This is a genomic window from Synechococcus sp. RC10B2, assembly GCF_047502635.1.
The window spans coordinates 1-23,594 of record NZ_JANSHO010000089.1 but is presented as its reverse complement, the minus strand read 5'-3'; the positions used below and the strand labels follow the sequence as shown (position 1 = coordinate 23,594).

Annotated in this window: 21 protein-coding genes and 1 pseudogene; 9 read left to right on the top strand and 13 right to left on the bottom strand. The window is 60.9% G+C overall.

The annotated features are described in order from the left end of the window. Nucleotides 1-112 precede the first annotated feature (112 nt). From NW855_RS14135 to NW855_RS14125, 3 genes are all read right to left on the bottom strand, one after another. Nucleotides 113-1,033 carry an L-lactate dehydrogenase gene (locus tag NW855_RS14135; protein ID WP_414402519.1) on the bottom strand — a complete coding sequence of 307 codons (921 nt, stop codon included), beginning with the start codon at nucleotides 1,031-1,033 and terminating at the stop codon, nucleotides 113-115. A 282-nt stretch (nucleotides 1,034-1,315) separates the two neighbouring features. Continuing rightward, the gene (locus tag NW855_RS14130; protein WP_011431451.1) at nucleotides 1,316-1,666 is read right to left on the bottom strand and encodes a hypothetical protein; all 351 of its coding nucleotides are present in this window, start codon (nucleotides 1,664-1,666) and stop codon (nucleotides 1,316-1,318) included. Between the two features lie 730 nt (nucleotides 1,667-2,396). After that, nucleotides 2,397-3,152 carry an ankyrin repeat domain-containing protein gene (locus tag NW855_RS14125; protein WP_099812733.1) on the bottom strand — a complete coding sequence of 252 codons (756 nt, stop codon included), beginning with the start codon at nucleotides 3,150-3,152 and terminating at the stop codon, nucleotides 2,397-2,399. A 350-nt stretch (nucleotides 3,153-3,502) separates the two neighbouring features. On the opposite strand from NW855_RS14125, the gene NW855_RS14120 reads away from it, so the two are divergent. Beyond that, on the top strand, nucleotides 3,503-4,084 hold the full coding sequence (locus NW855_RS14120; protein WP_011431449.1) for a DnaJ domain-containing protein: 582 nt from the start codon (nucleotides 3,503-3,505) through the stop codon (nucleotides 4,082-4,084). Here NW855_RS14120 and NW855_RS14115 read toward each other — a convergent pair. Next, the gene (locus tag NW855_RS14115; RefSeq protein WP_011431448.1) at nucleotides 4,081-5,487 is read right to left on the bottom strand and encodes a 2-succinylbenzoate--CoA ligase; all 1,407 of its coding nucleotides are present in this window, start codon (nucleotides 5,485-5,487) and stop codon (nucleotides 4,081-4,083) included. The two genes, NW855_RS14120 and NW855_RS14115, sit on opposite strands and share 4 nt — an antisense overlap. Before the next feature lie 222 nt (nucleotides 5,488-5,709). Here NW855_RS14115 and petG point away from each other — a divergent pair, with 222 nt between their 5' ends. From petG to NW855_RS14100, 3 genes are all read left to right on the top strand, one after another. After that, a complete protein-coding gene (gene petG / locus NW855_RS14110) occupies nucleotides 5,710-5,823 on the top strand; it encodes a cytochrome b6-f complex subunit V (protein ID WP_011431447.1) in 114 nt (37 codons plus the stop codon). Nucleotides 5,824-5,894: 71 nt separating this feature from the next. Beyond that, nucleotides 5,895-7,517 (top strand): bifunctional pantoate--beta-alanine ligase/(d)CMP kinase, encoded by a 1,623-nt coding sequence (locus NW855_RS14105; protein WP_011431446.1) that lies wholly within the window; start codon nucleotides 5,895-5,897, stop codon nucleotides 7,515-7,517. Between the two features lie 196 nt (nucleotides 7,518-7,713). Next, nucleotides 7,714-8,751 (top strand): hemolysin family protein, encoded by a 1,038-nt coding sequence (locus NW855_RS14100; RefSeq protein WP_414402512.1) that lies wholly within the window; start codon nucleotides 7,714-7,716, stop codon nucleotides 8,749-8,751. A 9-nt stretch (nucleotides 8,752-8,760) separates the two neighbouring features. Here NW855_RS14100 and NW855_RS14095 read toward each other — a convergent pair whose 3' ends face one another. From NW855_RS14095 to bioB, 4 genes and pseudogenes are all read right to left on the bottom strand, one after another. Continuing rightward, nucleotides 8,761-9,057, bottom strand: a complete 297-nt coding sequence (locus NW855_RS14095) for a 2TM domain-containing protein (protein WP_099812735.1) — start codon at nucleotides 9,055-9,057, stop codon at nucleotides 8,761-8,763. A gap of 56 nt (nucleotides 9,058-9,113) precedes the next feature. Then, nucleotides 9,114-9,359, bottom strand: a pseudogene (locus NW855_RS14090) (DUF4126 domain-containing protein); the annotation flags it as partial. 38 nt (nucleotides 9,360-9,397) lie between these two features. After that, entirely contained in the window at nucleotides 9,398-11,479 is a 2,082-nt protein-coding gene (locus tag NW855_RS14085; RefSeq protein ID WP_414508984.1) for an ATP-binding protein, read from the bottom strand. A gap of 132 nt (nucleotides 11,480-11,611) precedes the next feature. Then, a complete protein-coding gene (gene bioB, locus NW855_RS14080; protein WP_011431441.1) occupies nucleotides 11,612-12,544 on the bottom strand; it encodes a biotin synthase BioB in 933 nt (310 codons plus the stop codon). 142 nt (nucleotides 12,545-12,686) lie between these two features. On the opposite strand from bioB, the gene NW855_RS14075 reads away from it, so the two are divergent. Beyond that, complete coding sequence (locus tag NW855_RS14075; protein ID WP_099834974.1) at nucleotides 12,687-13,664, top strand: deoxyhypusine synthase family protein; 978 nt, start codon at nucleotides 12,687-12,689, stop codon at nucleotides 13,662-13,664. 7 nt (nucleotides 13,665-13,671) lie between these two features. On the opposite strand, the gene NW855_RS14070 is transcribed toward NW855_RS14075, so the two are convergent. The 3 genes from NW855_RS14070 to NW855_RS14060 are packed head-to-tail and all read right to left on the bottom strand — an operon-like array spanning nucleotide 13,672 to nucleotide 15,705. Beyond that, the gene (locus NW855_RS14070) at nucleotides 13,672-14,232 is read right to left on the bottom strand and encodes an ankyrin repeat domain-containing protein (protein ID WP_414402511.1); all 561 of its coding nucleotides are present in this window, start codon (nucleotides 14,230-14,232) and stop codon (nucleotides 13,672-13,674) included. Between the two features lie 4 nt (nucleotides 14,233-14,236). Continuing rightward, entirely contained in the window at nucleotides 14,237-15,055 is an 819-nt protein-coding gene (locus tag NW855_RS14065; RefSeq protein WP_414402510.1) for an MBL fold metallo-hydrolase, read from the bottom strand. After that, on the bottom strand, nucleotides 15,052-15,705 hold the full coding sequence (locus tag NW855_RS14060; RefSeq protein WP_011433980.1) for an anthranilate synthase component II: 654 nt from the start codon (nucleotides 15,703-15,705) through the stop codon (nucleotides 15,052-15,054). Before NW855_RS14060 ends, NW855_RS14065 begins: the two co-directional genes overlap by 4 nt. A gap of 195 nt (nucleotides 15,706-15,900) precedes the next feature. On the opposite strand from NW855_RS14060, the gene NW855_RS14055 reads away from it, so the two are divergent. The 4 genes from NW855_RS14055 (at nucleotide 15,901) to rsmD (ending at nucleotide 21,100) form a co-directional block, all read left to right on the top strand. Then, nucleotides 15,901-18,312: a DEAD/DEAH box helicase gene (locus NW855_RS14055; protein ID WP_414402509.1), complete on the top strand. Its 2,412-nt coding sequence runs from the start codon at nucleotides 15,901-15,903 to the stop codon at nucleotides 18,310-18,312. Between the two features lie 515 nt (nucleotides 18,313-18,827). Further along, nucleotides 18,828-19,592 carry a HEAT repeat domain-containing protein gene (locus NW855_RS14050; protein WP_228375357.1) on the top strand — a complete coding sequence of 255 codons (765 nt, stop codon included), beginning with the start codon at nucleotides 18,828-18,830 and terminating at the stop codon, nucleotides 19,590-19,592. Between the two features lie 60 nt (nucleotides 19,593-19,652). Continuing rightward, nucleotides 19,653-20,543 (top strand): Sll0314/Alr1548 family TPR repeat-containing protein, encoded by an 891-nt coding sequence (locus NW855_RS14045; RefSeq protein ID WP_414508983.1) that lies wholly within the window; start codon nucleotides 19,653-19,655, stop codon nucleotides 20,541-20,543. A gap of 5 nt (nucleotides 20,544-20,548) precedes the next feature. Then, the gene (gene rsmD / locus NW855_RS14040; RefSeq protein WP_011431433.1) at nucleotides 20,549-21,100 is read left to right on the top strand and encodes a 16S rRNA (guanine(966)-N(2))-methyltransferase RsmD; all 552 of its coding nucleotides are present in this window, start codon (nucleotides 20,549-20,551) and stop codon (nucleotides 21,098-21,100) included. Here rsmD and NW855_RS14035 read toward each other — a convergent pair. After that, nucleotides 21,097-21,714: a hypothetical protein gene (locus tag NW855_RS14035; RefSeq protein WP_011431432.1), complete on the bottom strand. Its 618-nt coding sequence runs from the start codon at nucleotides 21,712-21,714 to the stop codon at nucleotides 21,097-21,099. The two genes, rsmD and NW855_RS14035, sit on opposite strands and share 4 nt — an antisense overlap. A 126-nt stretch (nucleotides 21,715-21,840) precedes the next feature. Next, nucleotides 21,841-23,235, bottom strand: a complete 1,395-nt coding sequence (gene glgA, locus NW855_RS14030; protein WP_049749844.1) for a glycogen synthase GlgA — start codon at nucleotides 23,233-23,235, stop codon at nucleotides 21,841-21,843. Nucleotides 23,236-23,594 lie beyond the last annotated feature (359 nt).

Below are 23,594 nucleotides of genomic sequence, written 5' to 3'. Positions count from 1 at the left end.
GGCCTGCTGTGCTCGCTGCACGTCCGCTTCCACAGACCACCTCCTGCCGTCAGCCACAGCCGTAGCGAACCCAACGGTGGATCCAAAACAAACGGGATCCGGCAGCCCAGCTCTACCACCGGATGCTGTCGATGACTTGCCGCAAGATGTGGGCAGAGCGGTGCAGTTGCTGCCGCTCGCTCTCGGTGAGGGACATGGCCAGCGTGCGCTCCACCCCTTGCCGACCGACCACTCTCGGCAAACTAAGGCAGACCTCCGGCAGGTCATATTCTCCCTGGGTGAGGCTGCTCACGGTTAAAACGCGCCGCTGATCCCGTACCAGGGCCTGGACAATTTGTGCCACCCCCAGACCAATGGCATAGCTGGTGGCCCCTTTGCGGCGGATGATCTCATAGGCGGCATTGCGCACCTGCTCGAAGATATCGCCCAAATGGGCGGGATCCCATTCCGGCGAGAGCTGGCCAATCGGCGTGCCGGCGATGTTCACCTTGCTCCAGACGGCCACCTCGCTATCCCCATGTTCGCCGATGATGTAGGCGTGCAGGCTGCGCGGATCCACCCCCAGCCTCTGGGCCAACAGATAGCGAAAGCGAGCCGTATCCAAAACCGTTCCCGACCCCAGCACCTGCCCCGCCGGCAGCCCCGCTAACTTCAGGGAAACATAGGTCATGACGTCAACGGGGTTGCTCACCACCAGGAAAATGGCGCTGGGGCAATGCTCCATCAGGGCCGGGATCAGGCTTTTGAAGATCTCGACGTTGCGGTGGACCAAATCCAAGCGGCTTTCTCCAGGCCGCTGCTTGGCCCCTGCCGTTAAAATCACCACATCAGACCCGGCGCAGTCAGCCAGCTCCCCTGCCCAGATCCGCGTCGGCTCGACAAAGGGGATCCCATGCACCAGATCCATCACTTCCCCTTCCAGCTTGGCGCGGTCGATGTCGTGGATCACCAGCTCATCGAGGGTGTTCTGGATAAGCATCGCGTAGGCGCAGGCCATGCCCACCTGCCCGGCGCCGATGATGGATCCCTTCAAAAGGCGGCGAGCAGTCAGCCCACCGGCTTGCTGCTCAAAGCGTGGCTTGGGTTGGTGCTCAGAAACGGTCATGGCTTCAGCCGCTGCACTTCCCTTCCCAGCTTAAGCCTGGCCAGGCGGAGAGAAAAAGAGCAGAGGGGCTATCGCTCCCCAGAGCAAGAAAGGCTGGAAGGGAAGAGAACTTCCGCCTTCCCGGTCGCCTCGGATCCCCGCGGGGTGAAGTGACTTTGAATGCAGCTCAGTAAGGGTTTTAATGGTTTTTTAAGAATTCTTGGGTAGACCTCAACTCCGTTGCTGGGTTAGCCGCTGCCAAAGCTCCAGAGGAATGCGCTCATGAGGACGTGGAAGAGACCGAATCTGAACCAGCTCTTCCGGCAAGTAGTGCAAAGCCACCCGCGCCGTTGCGTCTAAGAGACTGCGCCGCCGCTGGAGATGTTGCTCCGCTTCTCCCAAAAACACATCCAGCCAGCCATCTCGCTCTTGGCAGCGAATCCGCAAAGCAGAGAGAGAAGGTAGGGACTCTTGGCGATAGAGCCGGAAGCCCTGCTCAGGACTCCACCCCAGCCACCACTGGGGCGCCAATTGCCCCAACTGCCGACACCACACGCCCGCCTGAACCTGTTGCCATGTCATGCTCACCACTCCGCAACCTGCGAAGACCTAGCTGCAAATTTTTCCAACTACTTTAGCTAGGTACTCTACCAGACTCACTCGGTTTGATGCAAGTCTTTATCAAAGAGGAACCGATGTGTCATGGAATATATTGCAACTTAATCTCAATAGTGCTATACTGTCACCCGGTTGAGTGGTGGAGTCATATCCATCAGTCTTCCTCTCTTGTCTTGGACGCAGCAGGGATCCCGCGCCGGCGGAACTGGCCATCCTGCGCTTGGCAGGGATCCCTTTTTCTCCACAAAGTTAATGAGACTAAATATCAATTAATGGGAGAGGGGGAGGTTTTCCGCCAACATCGTGTTGAAGTAGGAGGTAGCAGTCGAGGGTGATCGCGCTTGCGTCGGCGGGCCAGCAAGCGAAAGCGGCGTGAAGCGCTGGGGAAGTATCTTGAGCTATTTGGAATGGCTACCAATCCTCTAGAAAGTAAGGAGATAAACGGATGTTTTCGGAACAAGCTAGCTGTTCCGTCTTTGTTTTGTTCTCTAAAAAATGATGTTGGAAGAAGATTAAAATCTGGAGAAAGGAATTGAACCAGATGCGAGTTATCGATTAGAATCTAGATGGCGTTAACGCTAACCGCGACGAAGAGATCGGAGAGGGGAAATCTAACATCCTCTCTCCTTTTTCTGTGGAATTCCTTCCAACTCTATCTCCCGTCTCCCAAGAAGTAGGGATCCCTTAAGCCAAACTAAAGGGTTGCGCCTCGGTCTTGCAGCCATTGGGCAGCTAGCCTGTGCTGACGTTTCTGGGCATAGGCGAGGGGAGTGTGTCCATCGTGATTGCGGGGGTTTAATTCGGCCCCATTTTCCAACAGCAGCTCTAGGATCTGGATATGCCCTTCCCAGGCAGCCCAGTGCATGGGTGTCGCCCCGAAGCGGTTGCGCGCGTTGACATCGGCCCCGTACAAAATGAGAAAGCGAGCGATGCCCAAGTGTCCTTGTGTGGCCGCCTCGTGCAGAGGAGTTCGCCCCGTCTCATCAACGGCATCCACCGGTGCCCCCTTGGAGAGCAAGCGGGCGAGAACGCTTTTCCTACCCGTAGCTGTAGCCCAGTGGAGAACGCCACAGGTTTTTGCCCCTTTTTGGATCAGCAGACCAATAACTTCTGCCTGATCGGTTAGGGCAGCCCGATGGAGAGGAGTGTATCCATAGCGATCTAGCAGATCGATATCGCTGCCTGCCTTGAGAAGCCGCTCCACCACTTCCACCTGGCCGCTGGCAGCAGCCAAATGGAGCGGCGTAGCCCCTGTGGAATCCATCGAGTCGACGGAAGCGCCATAAGCCAAAAGCAAGTCCAACAGCTCCAGATTGCCGATGAGTACTGCTTTGTGAAGCGGGGTGAACCCCTGCGAATCGGGAGCATTCACATCTCCCCCTTGCTGCAAGTAAGCCAGCAATCCTTGCGGGTCTTCATTGGCAAGGGCGCGGTGCAGTGCTTCGCTCATAGTCACTCAGAAATAGGACTTAGAGACAGCTAAAAGTACTTTGAGAACAGTTAGGAGTAGAGTTAGGCAAAGTCTGGAATTTACAACTTGGGCAAAGTCTAGCACTGGATCCCTGCCTCTGAGGTAGCTGTGCGAAGAGATGCCTCTTAGCGCTCAGTCAGAATGGTCAATGCAGCACCATGCCTCAACATGAGAATGATTCTCTACTAGATTGGATCTAAATTGCATGAGCGCCGAGGGGATCCCTTGGTTCAGCCCAGGTTGGCATGGCATGATCGGCGTAGCTCCGAGCCAGAGCTGACTCTTCGCCCAGGTTCAGCAGCCCCTCACCCTCTCTTCTGCTGCCGCTCATGGACTACTATGCAATCCTGAACCTCTCTCCCCAAGCGAACAGCGAAGATATCAAGCGAGCCTTTCGCCGGTTGGCGCGGCAGTTTCACCCCGATGTGGCAGGAGAGGGATCCCGAGAACGATTTGAGCAGATCTACCAGGCCTACCAAGTGCTGAGCAACCCTGAAGAGCGGCGGCGCTACGACGCCCAACGACACTCTCCACCCAGTTCTGTGAGGGGGGAAAGGCGCGTGGTTGTACGCACCACTGGGTCAGGCTCCATCTCAGCAGAACCACCGGCTCGGGAATCCCTTGAGGCAGGGATTGCCCGCGTCAAGGCGGCTTGGCGCGAGCGTAAGTTGCCCACGGCAGTGGCTCTGGCGGAGGCGCTGCTGAAGCGGTTTCCCAACTCCAAGGAAGCCATCCACATCTTGGCTTTGGCCTATCAGCGCTTCGGCAATCATTTAATCTGCGAGGGTCGCTACCAGCAGGCAGAGGCTTACTTGAGAAAAGCTTTGGCCACAGAGCCACACAACCGCGAGTTGGCCTTTGAAATCTGGCGAGACTTGGCCCGTCTGGGCATCCGGGAGGGATCCGGCTAGCTGCCTGGCGTTGCCAGTCTCAACTGCTGGGCCGCCCACTGCCGCAGCTGTTGGCGGCTGACTTTGCCCTGGGCGTTGCGCGGGATCCCGGCACACCATAGCCATTGCTTAGGGTGCTTGAAGGGGCTCAGTTGTTGGCTCAGGTGTTGCTTTAGGTGCCTCTCCAGCTCTACGGGGAGGGCAGGGATCCCAGCCTTGGGCACGGCCACCGCCACCACCTGCTGGCCCCACTCGCCGTCGGGCAGGCCGAGCACGCACACATCCTCCACCCAGCCGCTGGCCCGGATCTCCCCTTCTACCTCGGCCGCCATCACCTTTTCCCCGCCGGTCAGGATCAGGTCGTCGGCGCGGCCCAGCCAGTAGAGATAGCCGTCTGAGTCCAGATAGCCCCAATCTCCAGGGGTGAAGCCCCGCTGTTGCCACTTGCCCAGGCCATCAGCCTCCCTCGCCAAAGGGTAGTAGCCCAGCGCCAGGGATTCCGCCCACACGTGGATGTGGCCCGCCGTCTGGGCGGGCAAGGGATCCCCTGCTTCGCCGCGGATCTCCAGGGTGGCGTGGGGCAGGGGCCGCCCCAGGCTATCGCTCCCCTGCAAAAAGGCTTCCGGCAGGAGCGTACACACCTGGGAGGCGCTTTCGGTCATGCCATAGGTGAGGGCCAAGGGCAGGTGCAGTTGCCGGGCCTGTTGCCGCAAACTGGGCCAGGTGGGGCCGCCGCCAACCAGAATGGCTCGAAACTGGCGCAGGCTCTCCAAGACTCCCGGCTGGGCGTTGAGCAACAGCCGCTGCAACTGGGTGGGCACCAGCGACAGAAAGCTGCCCGGCAAAGGCGGATCCCAGGCCTCGGCCTGCTGCTGTCGTTTCCAATCCCAGACAATCCACTGGCCGCCGCTCAGCCAGGAACGAACAGCTTGCATCAGGCCGCTGACGTGGTACAGGGGCAGGACACAATAGCTATGGACGCAATCCACGCTGAAGTGCTGCTGGTGGGCTCTGGCAGAGGCGCTGAGGGTACGCCAGGAGTGCACTGCCCATTTCACCTGGCCGCCGGAGCCACCGGTAGGGATCCCGATTACTGGCCAATCGGCGCTGGGTAGGATCTGTTGCCAATGCTGCAGAGGGGGGTGGGAGGAGGCAGAACCCTCCTGCAACTGCCCTCGCCGCCAGCGCCAAGCGGATCCCAGGCTGGCCAGAGCCTGCCCCCACTCTCGTCCTCCCCAGTGGGGATTGGCCAAGAAGAGGGGGATCCCCAGGTGTTGGCAGGCCAAAACGGCAGCCCACACTTGCAGCGGATCCGAGTCTGCCACCAACAGGGGAACGGCCTTGTCCGCCAGAGGGCGCAGTTGCTCTTCCAGCCCAGCCAGACACTCCTTCAAAGCGGGAGAGCAGTTGTGGTTGGGAAACATCTTTCGGCAAGTTCGGGCGGGACAGTTGCAGGTTCAACGAAGCGATCAAAGCGATCAAAGAGCAAGCCATAGCCGTGGAGACTTGACCCTCCACCGAGGCAATTGGGGGCGTCCCCTGTACCTTCGTTGTTTTGACTTTTGGCAGGGATCCCCCCGGGCAAGGTGAGGAAGAGTTTGGGCTTGGCTTATCATGATCTAGGTTTGAAGTAGGAGGCCTAGGTTGTGATCGAGCCAATTTTGCTGGGGATCGTTTTGGGGATGGTGCTGGTTACCTTGGCAGGCCTGTTTGTGGCCGCCTACAGACAGTATCAGCGCGGCAATAAGATGGGTCTGTGAAAGCCAGGGAGGAAAAAGCTGGCACCAAACCGTCGGCAAGAGAGTGGCTCAGCAGGTGAGGTGGCATGGCGATGCAGTGGCTGCGCACGGTGGCGGCTTTGCGGGAGCAGGTAGCGAGCTGGCGGGGATCTACCATAGGCCTGGTGCCAACGATGGGATCCCTGCACGAAGGACATCTCAGCCTAATTCGCCGCTGCCGCCAAGAGTGTGACCACACGGTGGTCAGCATCTTTGTCAACCCCCTCCAATTTGGCCCCAACGAAGACTGGGATCGCTACCCCCGCGACGAGGAAGGGGATCGGGCTCTGTGTGAAGCCGCGGGCGTGGATGTGGTGTTTGCCCCCGACCCGCAGGAGATGGGGGCCGACCCGGCCACTGCCGGCGATCGCACCTGGGTCATGCCTCCTGAGTCCCTTTTGCAGACCCTCTGCGCCCCCCACCGACCGGGGCATTTTCGCGGCGTGGCCACCATTGTGCTGCAACTGCTAAACCTGGTGCAGCCGCAGCGGGCCTATTTTGGCCAAAAGGATGCCCAGCAACTGGCAATTATCCAGCGGCTGGTTCAAGATCTGCAAATTCCCACCACCATTGTCCCTTGCCCCACCGTGCGAGAAGCCGACGGCCTTGCCTACAGCTCCCGCAACCGCTACCTTTCGGCAGTGGAGCGGCAGGTGGCCGCCAGCCTGTACCGCGCCCTGCGCCGAGGTTACGACCACTGGCAAGCCGGGGATCCCTCCGCCGAAGGGATCCTGGCCGCCGCCCGTGCTGAGCTGGAGCGCACCCCCGAGCTGCGCGTGCAATATCTGGAATTGGTGGATCCGCAAACCCTCCAGCCCCTATCGGAGGTGAAAGATAAGGGGCTACTGGCCATCGCCGCCTATGTAGGGCAAACTCGCCTCATCGACAACCTGCTCCTTTCCCCGGAAGGGGTGGATCCCTTGCCCCAAGAACAGCAGAGTGCAGTGCCTCCTTCCCCGAAAAGGGGGCGTCGCCCGCTGATTGCCATCGACGGCCCGGCAGGGGCCGGGAAGTCCAGCGTAGCGCGGGCAGTGGCCGCTCAACTGCAGCTCTTGTACCTGGATACGGGGGCGATGTACCGGGCCATCACCTGGCTGGCGCTGCAGCGGGGGATCCCGTTGGACGACGCCGAGCAACTGACCCAACTGGCTGCCCAAACCCAACTAACCCTACAAAGTGGCCCCTCGGCCGACGAACCCACCCGCATCTGGGCCGACGGTGAGGAAGTTACCCAGGCCATTCGTTCCCCAGAGGTGACCCGCTGGGTTTCTCAGGTGGCGGCAGTGCCGGGGGTACGGCAGGAGCTGGTGAAGCGGCAACGCCTCATTGGACGGGATGGGGGGGCCGTCCTGGAGGGGCGAGATATCGGCACCCATGTTTTTCCTGATGCCGAGCTGAAAGTCTTTTTGACCGCCTCGGTGGGGGAGCGGGCCCAGCGCCGGCAACACCAACTGCAAGCCCAAGGACAAGTGGTGTCCCTCGAAGAGTTAAAAGCTCAGATCGAGCAGCGGGATCGCCGCGACAGCGAGCGGCTTATCTCTCCCTTGCGGCCTGCCCCCGATGCCATTCTGATCGACACGGATCACCTGAGCCAAGCTGAGGTGGAAGACAAAATTGTGAGGCTGTACCGGCAGCTTTTGGAGCGATCCGGGGCAGCCCATTTCGATATTATCTGAAGTTATCTGAACCCTGAAGATTTTCTCAAGCTTGCGAGATGGGGCCAATTCAATTCTGAGGTGTTGAGCCTTGGGGGGGCGATGCGCTTGGCCAGAACCGCTAAGGTAGGAATCCTGTTGACGAAGAGATACTGGCCTGCCCTGCTCCCCCTCGGCCCAAATCACTCGTATCCGGCTCTGGGTAGCCGCGAGCACTATGGGTAATGTCCTCCTCCTGGCTTTTCTGCTTCTCCTCTCAGGGGCCTGCTCCGGAGCGGAAACCGCCATCACGGCTATGGACAACCTGCGCTTGGAGTCCCTGATCGAAGAACAAGGGGATCCGCAAGGCCTCTATCGACTGGCTCAACAACAGCGCTCACGGATGATCACCACCCTGTTGTTGGTGAACAACTTTGTCAACATCGGCATTGCCGCCCTGGCCACCACCATCTCTATTGAGCTGCTGGGATCCCAGTTTGGAGCTTTGGCCGCCACCGTGCCCACCACGATCCTGGTGCTCCTGGTGGGGGAAGTGGCGCCCAAGTCTTTGGCGGTGAGCCATCCGCTGGCAGTGTTCCGCTGGGTGGTGCGGCCTGTCCATGTCCTCTCGGTGCTGCTGCGCCCTTTTACCGCTGCCTCTGAGTGGGTTGTCAGCAGACTGTTCAACCTGTTGGAGCTCTCGCCGCTGACAGCCACCGCTTCCCTCAAGGATTTGGAGCTGTTGATCGATGTGCTGGGGCAGCGAGGGCTACTGGATTGGCAAAAACGGCGCCTGTTTCGCGGGGCGCTGGCGTTGGATTTGCTCCAGGCTGGGGATGTGGCCAAGCCAAGGGTAAAAATGGAGACCATTTCCCACGACAAAACGCTGCAGGATGTGGTGAAGCTCTGCCTGGAGACGGGCTACTCCCGCATCCCCGTGCAGGGGGAATCCAAGGACGAGATCGTCGGCGTCATCCACCTCAAGCAGGCCCTGCGCTACCTGGAGCAAAAGGGCAATGCCGAGGTGACCAAGGCCATGTCCCCGCCTTTTTTTGTGCCCGAGACCAAGCGCGTCAGCCTGCTGCTCAAAGAGATGCTGCGCTCCCGCCAACACCTGGGGATCGTGGTGGATGAGTTTGGCGGCACCACCGGCCTCATTACGCTGGAGGACATTTTGGAAGAGCTGGTGGGGGATATCTACGACGAGAGCGACCTTTCCCCCCTGCTGCTGCAGCGGCAACGACGACAGCGCCTCTTCTCTTCTGGCTCCCCTTGAAGGAGGCCGCTAGCCGGCTTCTGCAGAGTCTTCGTTGGCTTCGGGGGGGAGCTCCACCAAACCCGGATCGGCAGGATAGCGGGCCACAAAAAAGATCCAGAAGCTGTGGATCCCCAGGCCTAGGCCCCACCCGCCCAACAGCGGCAGCAGCCACGGCCAATCCGCCCGATACAGCTGCTGGAAAAACACCAGCCCCGACGCGCTGCAGAGAAAAACAGCCAGATGCGCCGCGTAGGTGTAGCGGTCATCCAGCTTGCGAAACTCAGGATCCCGACGGGAGGGCTTCCGGGGCCAGCGAGGCGGCATGGCAGCAACCCCTCACAACTCAAAACCTTCTCCAGTGTAGAGGGATCCCTTGCCGCCGACATCACCAGGATCCCGGCCGCTACCGCCACCGGCGTTGCCACCACGTCCAGCAGGTTATCCACCCAGGGTACACAGTAGGCAGCAACCTCGAAAAAGGTAGCCACCGCAAAAACCGACAGCGCCTCTTCCGACCCAATCCACTGCAGATCGGGAGCCAACGGCAGATGCCCGGAGCGAGCTGCCAGGTTCATCACCAACAGCGGCACAAAAATGCGAAAGCCGCAGGCAGCGCTGAGGCCCAATCCCAAAAAATTGCCGGTAGGCTGTCCATTTCTGCTCCTCAAGATTGATGGGTGTGACGGGAGTCCTCCCGCCAGCGGCAACTGGGGGGATCCGTTTCGCCTGGCTGGGCGGCAAACTCCAGCGGCCCGTTTTCGGTGTAGAGGTGCAGGTCGAACCAGAAGGTGGATCCCTGTTCCAGCTTGCTTTCCAGGCAGATGCGGGTGTGGTGTTTCTCCAGGATGTTGCGCACGATGGCCAGGCCCAGGCCGGTGCCCTCCAGGGTGTGGACGCGGTTCTCCACCCGGAAAAAGCGGTCGAAGATCCGCTCCTGATCCTCCGGGGCAATGCCGATGCCCGTATCGGCCACCGCCACCCGCACCGCCTGCGGGGATCCATCCGCCTGCACGACCGGGTGGGCATGCACCGTCACCAGCCCTCCCGAGGGCGTGAACTTGAGGGCATTGCCCAAGAGATTGGTCATCACTTGCAGCAGCAGATCGTAGTTGCCCCACACCAGGGGCAGATCCGGATCGACGAACTTGCGCAACTGGATCCCTTTGTCGCGGGCTTGCAGGTGGTGGGTGCGCAGGGTTTGCTCGATCACCGCTGCAATATCGACAGCCTCGAAGTGGTACTGTTTCCCCGACTCCAGACGGGACAAATCCAACACATCGTTGACCAGGCGGGTGAGGCGATCGGTTTCGCGGTTGGCAATTTCCAGATAGTCCAGCCGCTCCTCTGGCGACATCTGCTCGCCGTACTCGTAGAGGGTCTCGATGAAGGACTTGATGCTAAAGAGTGGGGTGCGCAGCTCGTGGCTGATGTTGCTGATGAACTGGGCCTTGGCCTCGTTGAGCTCCACCTCGCGGGTGATGTCCTGCACCGTCATCACGATCCCCTTGAGGTTTTGCCGCCGCGGATCCGACACCGGCGACAGCAGGATGCGGATGACGCGCTTGGTGGGGCCGCTGAGGTTGACGCGAATTTCCTCTGCCTCTTGATCCCCGCGGGCAATTTGCATCAGGGGGCGGGCCAACTGCTGCCGCAGATCCTCGGGCAACAGCTCCGGCAAGGGCTTGCCCAAAACAGGCTCGCCCTCCCAGCCGAACATGCGGGAAGCCGCCGGGTTGAGCAAGAGTACGCGAAACTCAGCGTCCAGCAAAATGGCGGCATCGACGATGGAGAAAACCAAAGTCTCCAGCTTGGCCTTGGCGGCGGCCAGTTCTTCGATGTTCTGCTCCTCGTAGCTCTGCAGCCGCTCCGCCATCTCGTTAAAGCTGTCGATGAGCTGGGCCAGCTCTCCCCCAAAGGGCAGGTCGATGCGCTGCTTGAAGTTGCCCTTGGTGATCTCCTGGACGCCCTTGACCAGTGCTTTGATGGGGTAAGTAATGGTGAGGGCGTTGACCACGGCTCCCAGGATGGCCAGAACCCACACCGCCAAGAACACTCCAATCGCGACCTCCCGCGCCAGTTGCGTCGAGCGCACGAGGGCGGGGTTGGGGTTGATGCCAAGGCCGAGGGTGCCCAAAAAGCGGCCCTGATGATAGATGCCGACAAAAATGTCCGTCACCCGCCCGGCAGGGGTGAGGTGGGCGCGCACCAGCGGCTGACCCTCGGCAGGCGGGCGGTTGTCCGGCAGTTGGATGCGACGGGTAAGGCTGAGGGAGGTTTTCACCTCCTGGTTGGAAAACGGGATCCCGTAGTAGATGTTCCCCTCCGGGTCGGCATAGAGCAAATAGCGAATGCTGCTGGTGCTCTCAAAATATTGCCGCGACAGCTGGGCCACTTGGCCAATGCGATCTTCTGCGATCAGGGGGGCGACATTGGCCGCCAACAGCAGCCCCAGATCCCGGCCAAAGCGGGCTTCGTTAAAGCGCGCATCCTGCTGCACGGTGCTGACGGCCCAGAAGGTGAAGCTGCTCACCACCAGCGAGACCACCAGCGTGGCCACAAAGAGCAACTGGGTCTCCAGGCGCAGCTTTTGTTTCCAGCGAGACCACCAGCGCCGCAGGGATCCCCAAAAGAACCCCCCCCTTGACGGCTCCCCAGTCTCCCCCGGCAAGGGCTGGGGAGGAGAAGCAGCAGCCGCCTCAGGGGATTGGACTTCGGCAAGGGGCTCGGCAGTGCTGACAGGAGACATGAACCCGACGTGACAACCCTGAAGAACACTGTCGCCACCATTCTGGCATGGCTGCCGACAGGGTTAAGAGGGTTCGATTTTCTGCAAAGATTGTTACAAGCAGGGATCCCGAAAGGGCAAGGGGAGATGCCTCTACAGAGGTTGCAGGCCCAGCTTCTCGAGCAAAGCCGCATCGGCAGCCTGGCCCGGATTGGGCGTGGTCAGCAACCTTTCCCCGGTGAAGATGGAGTTGGCCCCCGCCAAGAAGCACAACGCCTGCTCGCTCTCGGACAGGTTTTTTCGCCCTGCCGAGAGCCGGATCTGGGCGGTGGGCAGCAGCAGGCGGGCCGTGGCGATGGTGCGCACCAGCAGCAGCGGATCGGGCGGGGGAAGCTGGCCTAGGGGCGTGCCGGCCACGGGAACCAAAGCGTTGATGGGCACTGAAGTGGGGGGCGGCGTCAGGTTGGCCAGAACGTGCAGCAGGCCGATGCGGTCTTCGTCGCTTTCCCCAAGGCCGACAATGCCGCCACAGCAGATCTGCAGGCCGGCTGCCGCCACATGGGCCAGTGTCTCCAGGCGATCCCGATAGGTGCGCGTCGTGATGATGCGGGGGTAGAACGCCGGCGAGGTGTCCAGATTGTGGTTGTAGGCCGTCAGACCCGCCGCCGCCAATTGCTGCGCCTGGGCAGCCGACACCATCCCCAGGGTGACACAGGCTTCCATCCCCAGCTTGCGCACCAGGCGCACCATCTCCAACACCCGCTCAAACGCCTCCCCTGCCGGGGCCGACCGCCAGGCAGCGCCCATACACAGCCGGGTGGCGCCGGCCCTTTGGGCGGCCATGGCCTGCTGACGCAGCGACTCCAGCGAGATCAAGGGGTAGGTCTCGATCCCTGTCGAGTAGCGGGCGCTTTGGGGGCAATAGGCGCAGTCTTCCGGGCAGCGGCCCGACTTGATGTTGACCAGGGCGCAGAGTTGAACCCGGCCAGGCGGATGGTGCTGCCGATGCACCGTTTGCGCCTCGTACACCAACTGCAGCAGCGGCCGATAGTAGATCTCGCGAACGTACTCTAGAGCAATGGCCATGCCGGCAATGTCCAAAACAAAAGGTTGAAGGGATCCCTAAAAGCTTGCCAGCGCTCTTAGGTTTGGCTATGATACGGAGTCTGTGCCTTGGGAAGGCGAACCCGCCTTGCTTAGAAACCCAACCATGATAACCGCAGAAGCAGTGGCCAAAGGTCCTATCAGCCAATTTCTTAAGCATCACTTTCGCCACTTCAACGCCGCCGCCCTGGTGGATGCCGCCAAGGGCTACGCTGCTCACCTGGAGAAAGGCGGCAAGATGATGGTGACCCTGGCCGGCGCCATGAGCACGGCAGAGCTGGGCCTTTCTCTGGCCGAGATGATTCGGCAGAACAAGGTGCACGCCATCTCCTGCACCGGCGCCAACCTGGAGGAAGACATCTTTAACCTCATCGCCCACGACTTCTACGAGCGGGTGCCCCACTACCGCGATCTCAGCCCGCAGCAGGAGCAGGAGCTGCTGGAGCGGCACCTGAACCGGGTAACCGATACCTGCATTCCCGAAGAAGAGGCGATGCGGCGCCTGGAAAAAGCTCTGCTGGAAGAGTGGACGGCTGCCGATCAGGCGGGGGAGCGCTACTTCCCGCACGAGTTCATCTACCGCATCCTGCGCAGCGGCCGGCTGGAGCCCTACTACCAGATCAATCCGCGGGATTCTTGGGTCTATGCGGCCATGGAGGCCGACTTGCCCATCTACGTACCGGGCTGGGAGGACTCCACCACCGGCAACATGTACGCTGCCCACTGCATCAGCGGCGAGATCCGCCATGTCCATACCGTCCGCACGGGCATCGAGTACATGATCCACCTGGCGGACTGGTACACGCGCACCTCGGCAGAGTGCTCCATCGGCTTCTTCCAAATTGGCGGCGGCATTGCCGGGGATTTTCCCATCTGCGTAGTGCCCATGCTGCACCAAGACCTGGGCCGCAAGGGGATCCCTCTGTGGGGCTATTTCTGCCAGATCAGCGACTCCACCACCAGCTACGGCTCCTACTCGGGGGCGGTGCCCAACGAGAAGATCACCTGGGGCAAGTTAGGGGTCGACACGCCCAAGTTCGTCATCGAGTCGGATGCCACCATCGTGGCGCCTTTGATCTTCGCCTGGGTGCTGGGGTGGTAGGGCTGGCTCAGGGATTGTCCTTATGGTTGGGGCGGGGCCATTGGGAAAGCAGAATCGCCGCTTCCCAGCGGCGCATGTCCTGGGCAATTTGCAAAGGGGTGAGGCCGTAGCCGTCCGGCTCGTCGATCTCAGAGCCATGTTCCAGCAGCAGCCGCACCACTTCAGGGTTGCCCGACCAAGCGGCAAAATGCAGGGCCAAGCCGCCGGCCCCGAAGCAGGCGTTGACGTCAGCCCCTCCCTCCAGCAAGGCTTGGGTGACCTCAGCGTTGCCCAGGCGGGCAGCCTGGTGCAGGGGGCTGGCCCCGCCGCGATCCAACCGGTTGGGATCCGCCCCCGCTGCCAGCAAAAGACGGGCGTTGAGGCCGCTCTCCACGAAAAACAGGGCTGTCTTGCCCCGCTCATCGACAGCGTTGGCGTCTTTCCCCAGCCAGAGAGCCAGTTGCAGCCGCAGCGGGTTGGCTTGGGCCAAGGCTTGTGGATCTTCTGGTAGGGAGTATCCATAGAATCCCAGACCCCCCACTAGCAGGGATCCCAGTCCGACAGCGATTTTTAGGACCTGACCTCGCATAGCCCTATTCCTCAAAGAAAAGGATGGCGAGCCCCTGCCTGGGCAGAGCCTGGGCCGAGAGCAGCAACGGGTTGCTGAGGGCAGGTTGCGGGGCAGCAGCGGGGAAGAGACGCAAAAACTCCTGCAGCGGCACCAGATCGCATTGGGAGTCGGCGGCGGCGACGGTGCGATACATGGTGGGGATGACCAACTTCGGCTGCAGCGCTTCAATGGCCGCCTTGGCCCCAGCAGGATCGTAATTTTTCGGCCCACCCCCCACTGGCACCAGCAACAGGTCGGGACGAGCAAGCAGGATGGACTGCTCCCGCGTAATTGGCTGCAGCGCCCCTCCCAAATGGACAATGTCGATCCCAGCCATGCGCCAGCGCCAACCCACGTTTACGCCAAAGCGAGGGCCACGGGGCATGCGTACTCCTTGCACCCGGATCCCGTCAATCAGATAGTCTCCCGGCTGAAACAGCACCTTGGGGTTGCCGGGCACCACATCCAAAGCCCCTTCATCCAACAAGCGGCTGCTGAGCAACACCAGATCGGCAGCAACTCGTGGGGCAGGATAGCCAGCCGTACAGCCCGCCGGCCGAAACGGGTTGACCAGAAACCGTCGGCCCTCCCCCTCGAACAAAACACAACTGTGGTGCAGCCAAGTCAGTTGCAGCCCCTGCGAGCTGGAGCCGGGAGTGAACTCTATAGACCCTGGGGTTGTTGGCGTTTCCGAACCTTGTGCCGGCGCTGTCTGAGCGCCCGCTTTGCGCCCTCTGGCCAGGTTCACGGCCATCGATCCCAGCAGCCCAGCGCTGGCTTGCAGAAGCTGGCGACGCTTCATGGAGTGGGGATCCCTGATGTAACAACGGCAACGGTTTCCTGAGGTTTCTGCGAAACATTGGGCTGAGCAGCAGTTGAGGCTTTGGCGCTGCGCAGGAAGTTGCTCAACAAGCGCTTGCCCTCTGCAGTCAAGATGCTCTCCGGGTGGAACTGCACGCCCTGAACGTGGGGATAGCGGCGGTGGCGTACCCCCATGATGATCCCATCGCCTGTTTGAGCCGTCACCTCCAGCTCATCAGGACACGTAGAAGGCTCGATCACCAAGCTGTGGTAGCGGGTGGCCGTGAAAGGCTGGCTCAACCCCTCAAACACCCCCACCCCTCGATGGTAAATGAGCGAGGTTTTGCCATGCATCAGCTCAGGTGCGCGCACGATCTGACCACCATAGACCTGGCCAATGCACTGGTGCCCCAGACAAACCCCCAAAATCGGCAGCTCTGGCCCCAGCTCCCGAATCAACTCCAGGGAGATCCCGGCATCTTCCGGCCGCCCTGGCCCAGGAGAGATAACTACAGCTTGCGGCTGCATTCGGCGCAGGTCGTCAACGGAGAGCTGGTCATTGCGAAAAACCTGAAGCTGAGCTCCCAACTCCCCCAGGTACTGCACCAAGTTGTAGGTAAAGCTGTCGTAGTTGTCGATGACGACCAGCACGATAGCATCCGGCAACGGCACCCCATTTTAGCACTTGCTTGAGCTGCTGTTCTTGATCCAAAGAAGCAGAGTAACTGGCGCTTTTTGCAGGGGAGCAGTCGACGCCCCAAGAAAGCTTGTATCCTAGAAGGTACAACCCACAGGAAGCAGTGAATTGGGCGGGTTTCCAGGTTTCCCAATGTTGATTTGGATCCCATGAGTGCGCTTCTCTCCCCGGCAACCGATTTGCTGGACGAGTTGCGGCAGCTTTTCCCCTTCGAGCTGGACGACTTTCAGATCCGAGCCATTCAGGTTCTGGCTGCTGGGGAATCGGTGGTGGTCTGTGCTCCCACGGGATCCGGCAAGACCCTGATCGGAGAGTATGCCATCTATCGGGCCCTATCCCAGGGCAAGCGGGTTTTCTATACAACGCCCCTGAAGGCCCTCTCCAACCAAAAGTTCCGGGATTTTGGCCAGCAATTCGGCCCAGAACAGGTTGGCCTGCTCACCGGCGACATCTCCATCAACCGGGAGGCGCCGATCTTGGTGATGACCACCGAGATCTTCCGCAACATGCTCTATGGCACGCCGCTCTCTCTGGCCGTTCAGAGAGGAGCCTCTGGCGATGGGATGGAACCTTGGGAGGAGGCGGAGGCCCTGAGCCGGGATCCCTTGCAAGACGTGCAGGCGGTGATCCTGGACGAATGCCACTACATGAACGACCAGCAGCGAGGCACCGTCTGGGAAGAGGCGATCATCTACTGCCCTGCCCACATCCAGCTTGTTGCCCTCTCGGCCACGCTGGCCAACAGCGACCAGCTCACCGACTGGATGAACCAGGTGCATGGCCCCACGCGACTGATCGACTCCAGCCATCGCCCGGTGCCGCTGCAATTTCACTTTGCCAATCGCAAAGGGCTGTTCCCCCTGCTGGAACAAACGGAGTCGGGCCAGTGGGTTTGCAATCGCCGCCTAAAAAGCAAACTCCCCAAGTCCGGCCAGTCCTCCTATGGGGGGGTGCCGGATATGGTGCAGGTGGTGGAAAACCTGCGCCAGCGGGACATGTTGCCGGCCATCTATTTCATCTTCAGCCGCAAAGGCTGCGACCTGGCGGTGGCCAGCGTGGGGAACTTGGACTTGATCGCCAGCGAGGCAGAACGGCAGCAGTTGGCCGAGCAGATCGACCGCTTTTGCCGGGAAACGCCGGAAGCCGTGCGTCGGGATCAACTGGATGCCCTCTACCGGGGGATTGCCGCCCACCATGCCGGCATGTTGCCCGCCTGGAAGGGCCTGGTGGAGCACCTCTTTCAGCAGGGGTTGGTGAAGCTGGTCTTCGCCACCGAGACCTTGGCCGCCGGGATCAACATGCCCGCCCGCACGACCGTGATTTCCTCCCTCTCCAAGCGCACCGACGACGGCCATCGCCTCCTGACTGCCTCTGAGTTTATGCAAATGTCGGGCCGGGCCGGACGACGGGGCAAAGATGTGATTGGGCATGTGGTGACCTTGCAATCTCCCTTTGAGGGGGCGCAGGAGGCAGCGCGGCTGGCCACGGCAGGAGCGGATCCCCTGGTGAGCCAGTTTACCCCCACCTATGGCATGGTGCTGAACTTGCTGCAGAAGCACTCTCTGGAGGCGGCCCGGGATCTCATTAACCGCAGCTTTGGCCAGTATTTGCTCTCGCTGCAAAGGTTGCCCGAACAACAGGAGCTCCAGCGCACTCGCGCCGAGCTGGAGGAAATTGACCGCCTCCTGGAGGGGATTTCCGACGAAGATATCGCCCGCTACGAGAAAATGCAGGCGCAACGGCGGGAAGAGCGGCGCATCTTGCGCTACCTGCTCAAACAGCGAGAAGCCGAGCCGGATCCCACCCTGCGCCTATTGGCCTTTCCCCACATCCAAGCCCAAGAGGAGAAAATCCGCGCCCTAGAAGCCCGCATCCGCGTCAACCCTGCCCATAGGGTCGGGAAAAAGCTGCTAGGTTTACAGGAAAAGCGCCAGCGTCTGCTCAAGCGCCTCCAGCACTTGGAGCGCCAGAGTGAGTCTGTGCAGGAGTTGCGCTGGCAGCAATTTATGGCCCTGGTGGGCGTGCTGCAGGAGTTCGACTGTCTGCAAGGGTATCAGCCAACAGTTAGTGGGGAGGTGGTGGCTGCTCTGCGAGGGGATAACGAGCTCTGGCTGGGTCTAGCTCTGCTCTCTGGCGAATGTCTAGGCTGTGCTCCCCATCACTTCGCTGGGGTGATCGCTGCCCTGGTGGCCGAGCCTCCCCGTTCGGGTACCTACAGCCGGCTGCGTACTTCCGGGCTAGTCGAGGATGTGCTGCATGGCTTACGAGGCTTGCGGCGGCAACTGTTCCGCAGCCAGCGGCAACACCAGGTGTTTCACGTGCCGATTGGGTTTGAGCCTGGCTTGGCCGGGATCGTGGAACACTGGGCGCAAGGGATCCCTTGGGAACAGCTAGAGGCCAGCACCAACCTGGATGCTGGGGATATTGTGCGCCTGATTCGCCGCACGCTGGATTTGCTCTCCCAGATTCCCTACATACCCCATCTGCCAGCCGAGTTGCGGGAAAACGCTCGCGAAGCCCAAAAACTGCTGGATCGCTTCCCGGTAAGCGAGCTGATCTGAGCGTAGATTGTAAGGAATCTGCCAGGATTCGGTTGCCCCTGGGAATCCTCTGTTTGGGGAACTGGAAGTGGACAAGACAGGTTGTTTTGTCCGTCCAGCCAATTGCGTAGGGCCCACAGTCTGCTGGCGCAAACGCGATGCTGCTCCGGCGGGAAATGCCGCCGGGCCGAAAATTGCTTCGTTGCCAGAAAGATCGCTTAGAGAAGGATGACGATCTCGATGCAGCGCTGAACGGTGCTCGGCTGTGCTCAGTACCCGGTGTTCCTAGGTCTTTCGGAGCGGATTATGCTCCCGCCTGCCTAAGGTGCGGGCGGCTGTCTATGGGGGGGTCACCACCGAGCGCTTCACCGCAGCCATGGCTTGCTTCCGCGCTGCGCTTTTTCGCTCGAGAGCGGGTGGTGGGGGGCCGAGGCTTTTGTTATCCTGTCGCTTAACGGATGCAAGCACGAGTCCCTAGATTGCTGTGTCAGGGAGATTTGGCTCCATTGGCAGGCTCGGAGAGAGGATGGGATCTGATGTTTACTTGGCTCTGGACGAAACACTTTTCTCGCCTAAACCAGAGGCTGCAAAGCTTGGAGGTGGCCCGCGAGGAAAACCTTCTGTCTCCTGATCTGAGCGCCCAAACTCTGCAGGTGGCCCCTGACTTTTGGGAGCGGCAGCACCAGGCTTTCGTCTACCTGGATAAGCAGATGCGAAAGCTCAGCCGTCGCAGCAAGATTTGGGGCGGGATGGCACTGCTGGCTGTTTTGGCCGATGCTGCTTTGGTGGTTGCCGGCTTGGCGATGCTCCAGTCTTGGCAACAGATGCGGGCCGACCAAAACCTTGCTCGCATTGTCCAACAGGCTGCGGCTGCTGACCCTGTACAGCAAGCCTTTGACAACCTGGTGGCCCAATTGCCGCATATGAACGAGGCAGAGCGGTATCATGCCCTAGAGGCGTTGCAGGCCCTTTCGGCCATCGCCATGGCGGGCCGGGGCTCCTACGGCTACTCTCCTGGCATCTCTGTGTACGGCTCTGTTCCTACAGCTGCGACAACCCCTCTTGAGGCCCAACTGCAAACCATCTATCAGTTGGGTCAAATGCGTGCAGTTGAGGCGGTGCCGGCTTTGCTGACCAAGCTTTCTGACGGCGAACCGGCGGTGCGGGAGGCGGCAGCCCGCGCCCTCGGCCAAATCGGGGATCCGCGCGCCCTGGATCCCTTGCACGCTCTCCTGGCCCACGAGACCAATGAGTTGGTTCAGGACGCAGCCATTGCTGCGATTGCGCAAATGCTGCGCTGAAGAGCAGGTCAAGGACGCGTCGATTCGCTAAAAGTTCGTAGTGGGTGCTGAGGCCAGGGGATGAGAAGCGACAAGTTCGGCAGAGGGGCCAAGCTCGCAGGGATCCTGTGTTGGGTGTGGGGATCCGCCTTGCCGGTTTGGGCGCAGGATCCTTTTCGCAGCGGGGCCAATGCCCGCCCCATCAGCCCTGAGGTGGCTGCGGCGTTTGAGGAGTTTTTCTGCGCAGGCCGCTACACCCAGAGCCGAGAGAAGCTGGAAATAGCCAAGAAAGCTTCCCCCGACGAGCCAATGGTCTATGCCCTGTTGGGGGCGCTGGCCTACCAGGAGGGGGATCTGGATGCTTTTGCCCAGTTGGCCACCCAAACCCGACAAGTGGCTGCCGAGCTGAAAAAGACGGATCCCTTGCGCGGCAACCTGTATGAGGGCGTGGGCTATGGGCTGGAGGCGGCCAACACTGTGGTGCGGGAGGGGGTGGTGATCGGGCTGCCCAAGGCATTGCCCACCCTCAATCAATTGTTTGCGTCCATCCGGGCCGCCCAGGCCGTGGACAGCAGCGACCCAGAGCTGAATCTCCTCAACGGCTATATGGATTTGCTGCTGACCTATCGGGAGAAAGCGTTGAATCAATTTCGCCTGGCAGCGCCTGACTATTTGTCCTACCGCGGCCAAGCCCTGGCCTATCGGGATATGAAACGCTTTGACGAGGCGCTGGAGGCGGTGGAGCGGGCCATTGCTGCTTCCTGCAACAACCCTGAGCTCTACTACCTCAAGGCGCAAATTTTGGTTGCCAAGGGCCAAGACCGGGAGGCAGTTCCCCTTTTCGACCAAGCCCTGCAGGCTGCTGCCCAGTTGCCTGAAGCTTTGGTGGAGCAGATCCAGATGGAACGGGATCGTGCCGCCCAGCGCAGCGGGTTAACCGGCCAGTTGCCTACACCGACTCCCTCCCCCTAACACTAATGGGCCTGCGTATCAGCGGCAAACGAGCGCTGCAGACCCCTGCCGGCCTGGGCACTCGACCCACCCCTGGGCGGGTGAGGCAGGCCCTGTTCAACATCTTGCGGGGGCAGGTGGAGGGCTGTCGCTGGCTGGATCTCTGCTGTGGAGCCGGCACAGTGGGGGCAGAGGCCCTGTGCCATGGGGCGGCCTTTGTGGCCGGGATCGAGATCGCCGCCCCTGCCTGTCGCATCATCCGAGCCAACTGGGCCAAGGTGGCGCAGCCGGGGCAATCTTTCCAGGTCATCCAGGGAGATGCCCGCAAGCTGCTCAGCCGAGGCTTGGGTTTGGATCCCTTTGATTACGTCTACTTTGCTCCCCCCTACGAGGCGGGTCTGTATGCCCCCCTGCTGCCGCTGATCCCGCCCCTCCTCAAGCCAGGCGGAACTTTGATCGTCGAGCACCGCAGCAGCCACGAGCTGCCCGACCAGGTGGGATCCCTGCTGCGCTTTGACCAGCGGGCCTACGGGCAAACAGCGCTGGCTTTCTACCGGCATCTGGGAGAGGAGCGCTAGGGGAAGGGGGTGCTGACGAAGCCGATCTCCAGAAGCTGCTGGTAGGCCTGGGTGCCTAGCTCCCGGGTTGGGGTCTGGCTCTTGATGACCTGAATCAGCCAGGCTACGGCCTCCTCGGGGCGCCCGGCAGCCCGATAGACCACGGCCAGATCGTAGGCAGCCTCATCTCGGGCCTGGGCGGCAACCCGGGCCAGCTCCCGCTGCTCTTCGGAGATGCGGTTTTGGATCCCGGCAAAAGCCCGGGAGAGATCTTGGTGGTAGTTGGAGCGCTGGTTGTAGGCGTTGAACACCTGTTGCAGCAGCTCGATGGCCCGGTCGTAGTTTTGCGCTTGGATGGCGGCATCGGCTTCGGCGGCCAGTTGTTCAGCCCGCAACACGCTGAGGGCATTGTTGGGCTGTTCTAGGGCCCGAAACTGCTGCGGGTTGGGAATGAGCTGCTGGCCAGGGGGCAGCTCTTGAGCCGTGGCCCAGAGAGTCGAGCCGACGCCCAGGACAAGGCCAAGCAACAAGCCGAAAGCCAACCGCGCCCAAGAACGGCGCAGAAAGTTGAGCCCTTGGACAGTGGCGTCTTGGCGCCGACCTTGGCCAATAACAGCGGGACGTCGTCCGAACATTGGCAGGCAGTCCTCAAAACCTCGTTAACCCGTTCTACTTTATCTCACTCTGGGTGCCTCCGCCGCAGCTCAGGGATCCCCTCAGCCAGAAGTTGCTGGGAGGCTGGCTGTTTGGACGGAGTAGAGCTAAGTGGGGGCGGGCTGATTCTCAGAGGAGGTCTTTTCCGGCCTCAGCGGCAAGTTCATAATCAGCTCGTACAGGCGCAGGTATTCCAGCGCCGAGCGCTGCCAACTGAAGTCGGTGGCCATGCCCCGCTTTTGCAGCGCCTGCCAAGTGTCTTTGTGCTGAAAGGCCTCCCAAGCCCGCGCCAAGCAGGTGTAGAAGTCCAGGGCTTCGTAGCGATCAAAGCAGTAGCCCGTACCGATCCCCTTGCTGGGAATGTGATGGCTGACCGTATCCACCAGCCCTCCCGTGCGGCGGGCAATGGGCACACAGCCGTAGCGCATGGCGATCATCTGGCTGATGCCACAGGGCTCAAAGCGGCTGGGCATCAAAAAGACGTCTGCTCCTCCATAGATCAACTGAGCCAGTTGCGGCTGGTAACCCTGTTGATAGGCCATTCTGCCCGGGTGCCGCTCGGCCATCTCCCGGATCCGCCCCTCGTAGTAGGCTTCCCCGCTGCCCAGCAAGACAAATTGTGAATCGCTATAGGCCAAAAAGCGATCCAGGGTTTGGATAAGCAGATCGATCCCCTTTTGTTCCACCAAACGCGCTACCATGCCCATCAAGAACACGTCGGGGTTAACGGTCAAACCCAAGCGAGACTGGAGCGCCGCCTTGTTCACCGCCCGGCCGCTGAGGTCGTCGATGCTGAAGTTGGCCTCGAGAGCGGGATCGGTGCGGGGATCGAACTTCTCGGTGTCGATGCCGTTCAGGATCCCCCGCAGGCGCTCCCCTTTCCAGGCCAGCAGATCCTGGAGGCCCTCTCCATGGAGGCTGGTGCGGATCTCCATGGCGTAGGTGGGCGAAACCGTATTCACTTGGTCGGCGTAGAGGATCCCGGCAGCCATGGTGTTGTGGGCGGAAAAATACCAGGGCAGCCAGGTCATGCGTTCCAGTTGCCAACGCCAAGGCCCCTGATAGGCCAGGTTGTGGATGGTAAAGACGGTGCCGATATCGGGAGCCTGGTGCATCCAGGCCGGGATCATGCCGGTGTGCCAGTCGTGGCAGTGGATGATGTTGGGTTTCCAAGGGTAGTAGGTCCAGGCAAATTCAGCCACGGCGTTGGCAAAAAAAGTAAAGCGCCAGAACTCGTCCTCGCCGTAGTAGATGCGGTGGGGAGCAAAACAATAGTGGCTGACCAAGTAGAGGGGCACATCGGTGCCGGGCAAAACGCTTTCGTAAATATCGGCCACCTGCCCCATGACCTGTTTAGACCAGATGGGATCCTTGGAGCGGGGGTATTGCCCCGGTTCCGGGCCGAACTTGTCCCAGAGAAACCCGTACAGGGGCATGATGATGCGCACATCCTGCCCCAGCTTGCGCAAAACGACGGGCAGGGATCCCACCACATCCGCCATACCCCCCACCTTGGCAATGGGGGCAGCCTCCGCCGCTGCAAACAAAATCCTGGCTTGCACCACAATGCCCTCCGTGTTGCGATGACCCTCGTCCTGCTGAGGCAAGCGGATCCCGGCAAAACCCTTCCCATCCTAAAACACAAGGGATCCCTGTGCCGGCCAAGCTGGGGCAGAGCCTCATCCTGAGAAGTGTTGCAATTTATTAATTTTTCGTAAGATAGAAGGGCGGTGCCGCTCAGAAATGCTGGGGGCGGTGCTGCACTGCATTTTTGGTTGGTTGTCTTTTTCTGGAGAAAATTGTCCTATGACCATCGCAGTAGGGCGCGCGCGCCAGGAGCGAGGATGGTTCGACATCGTCG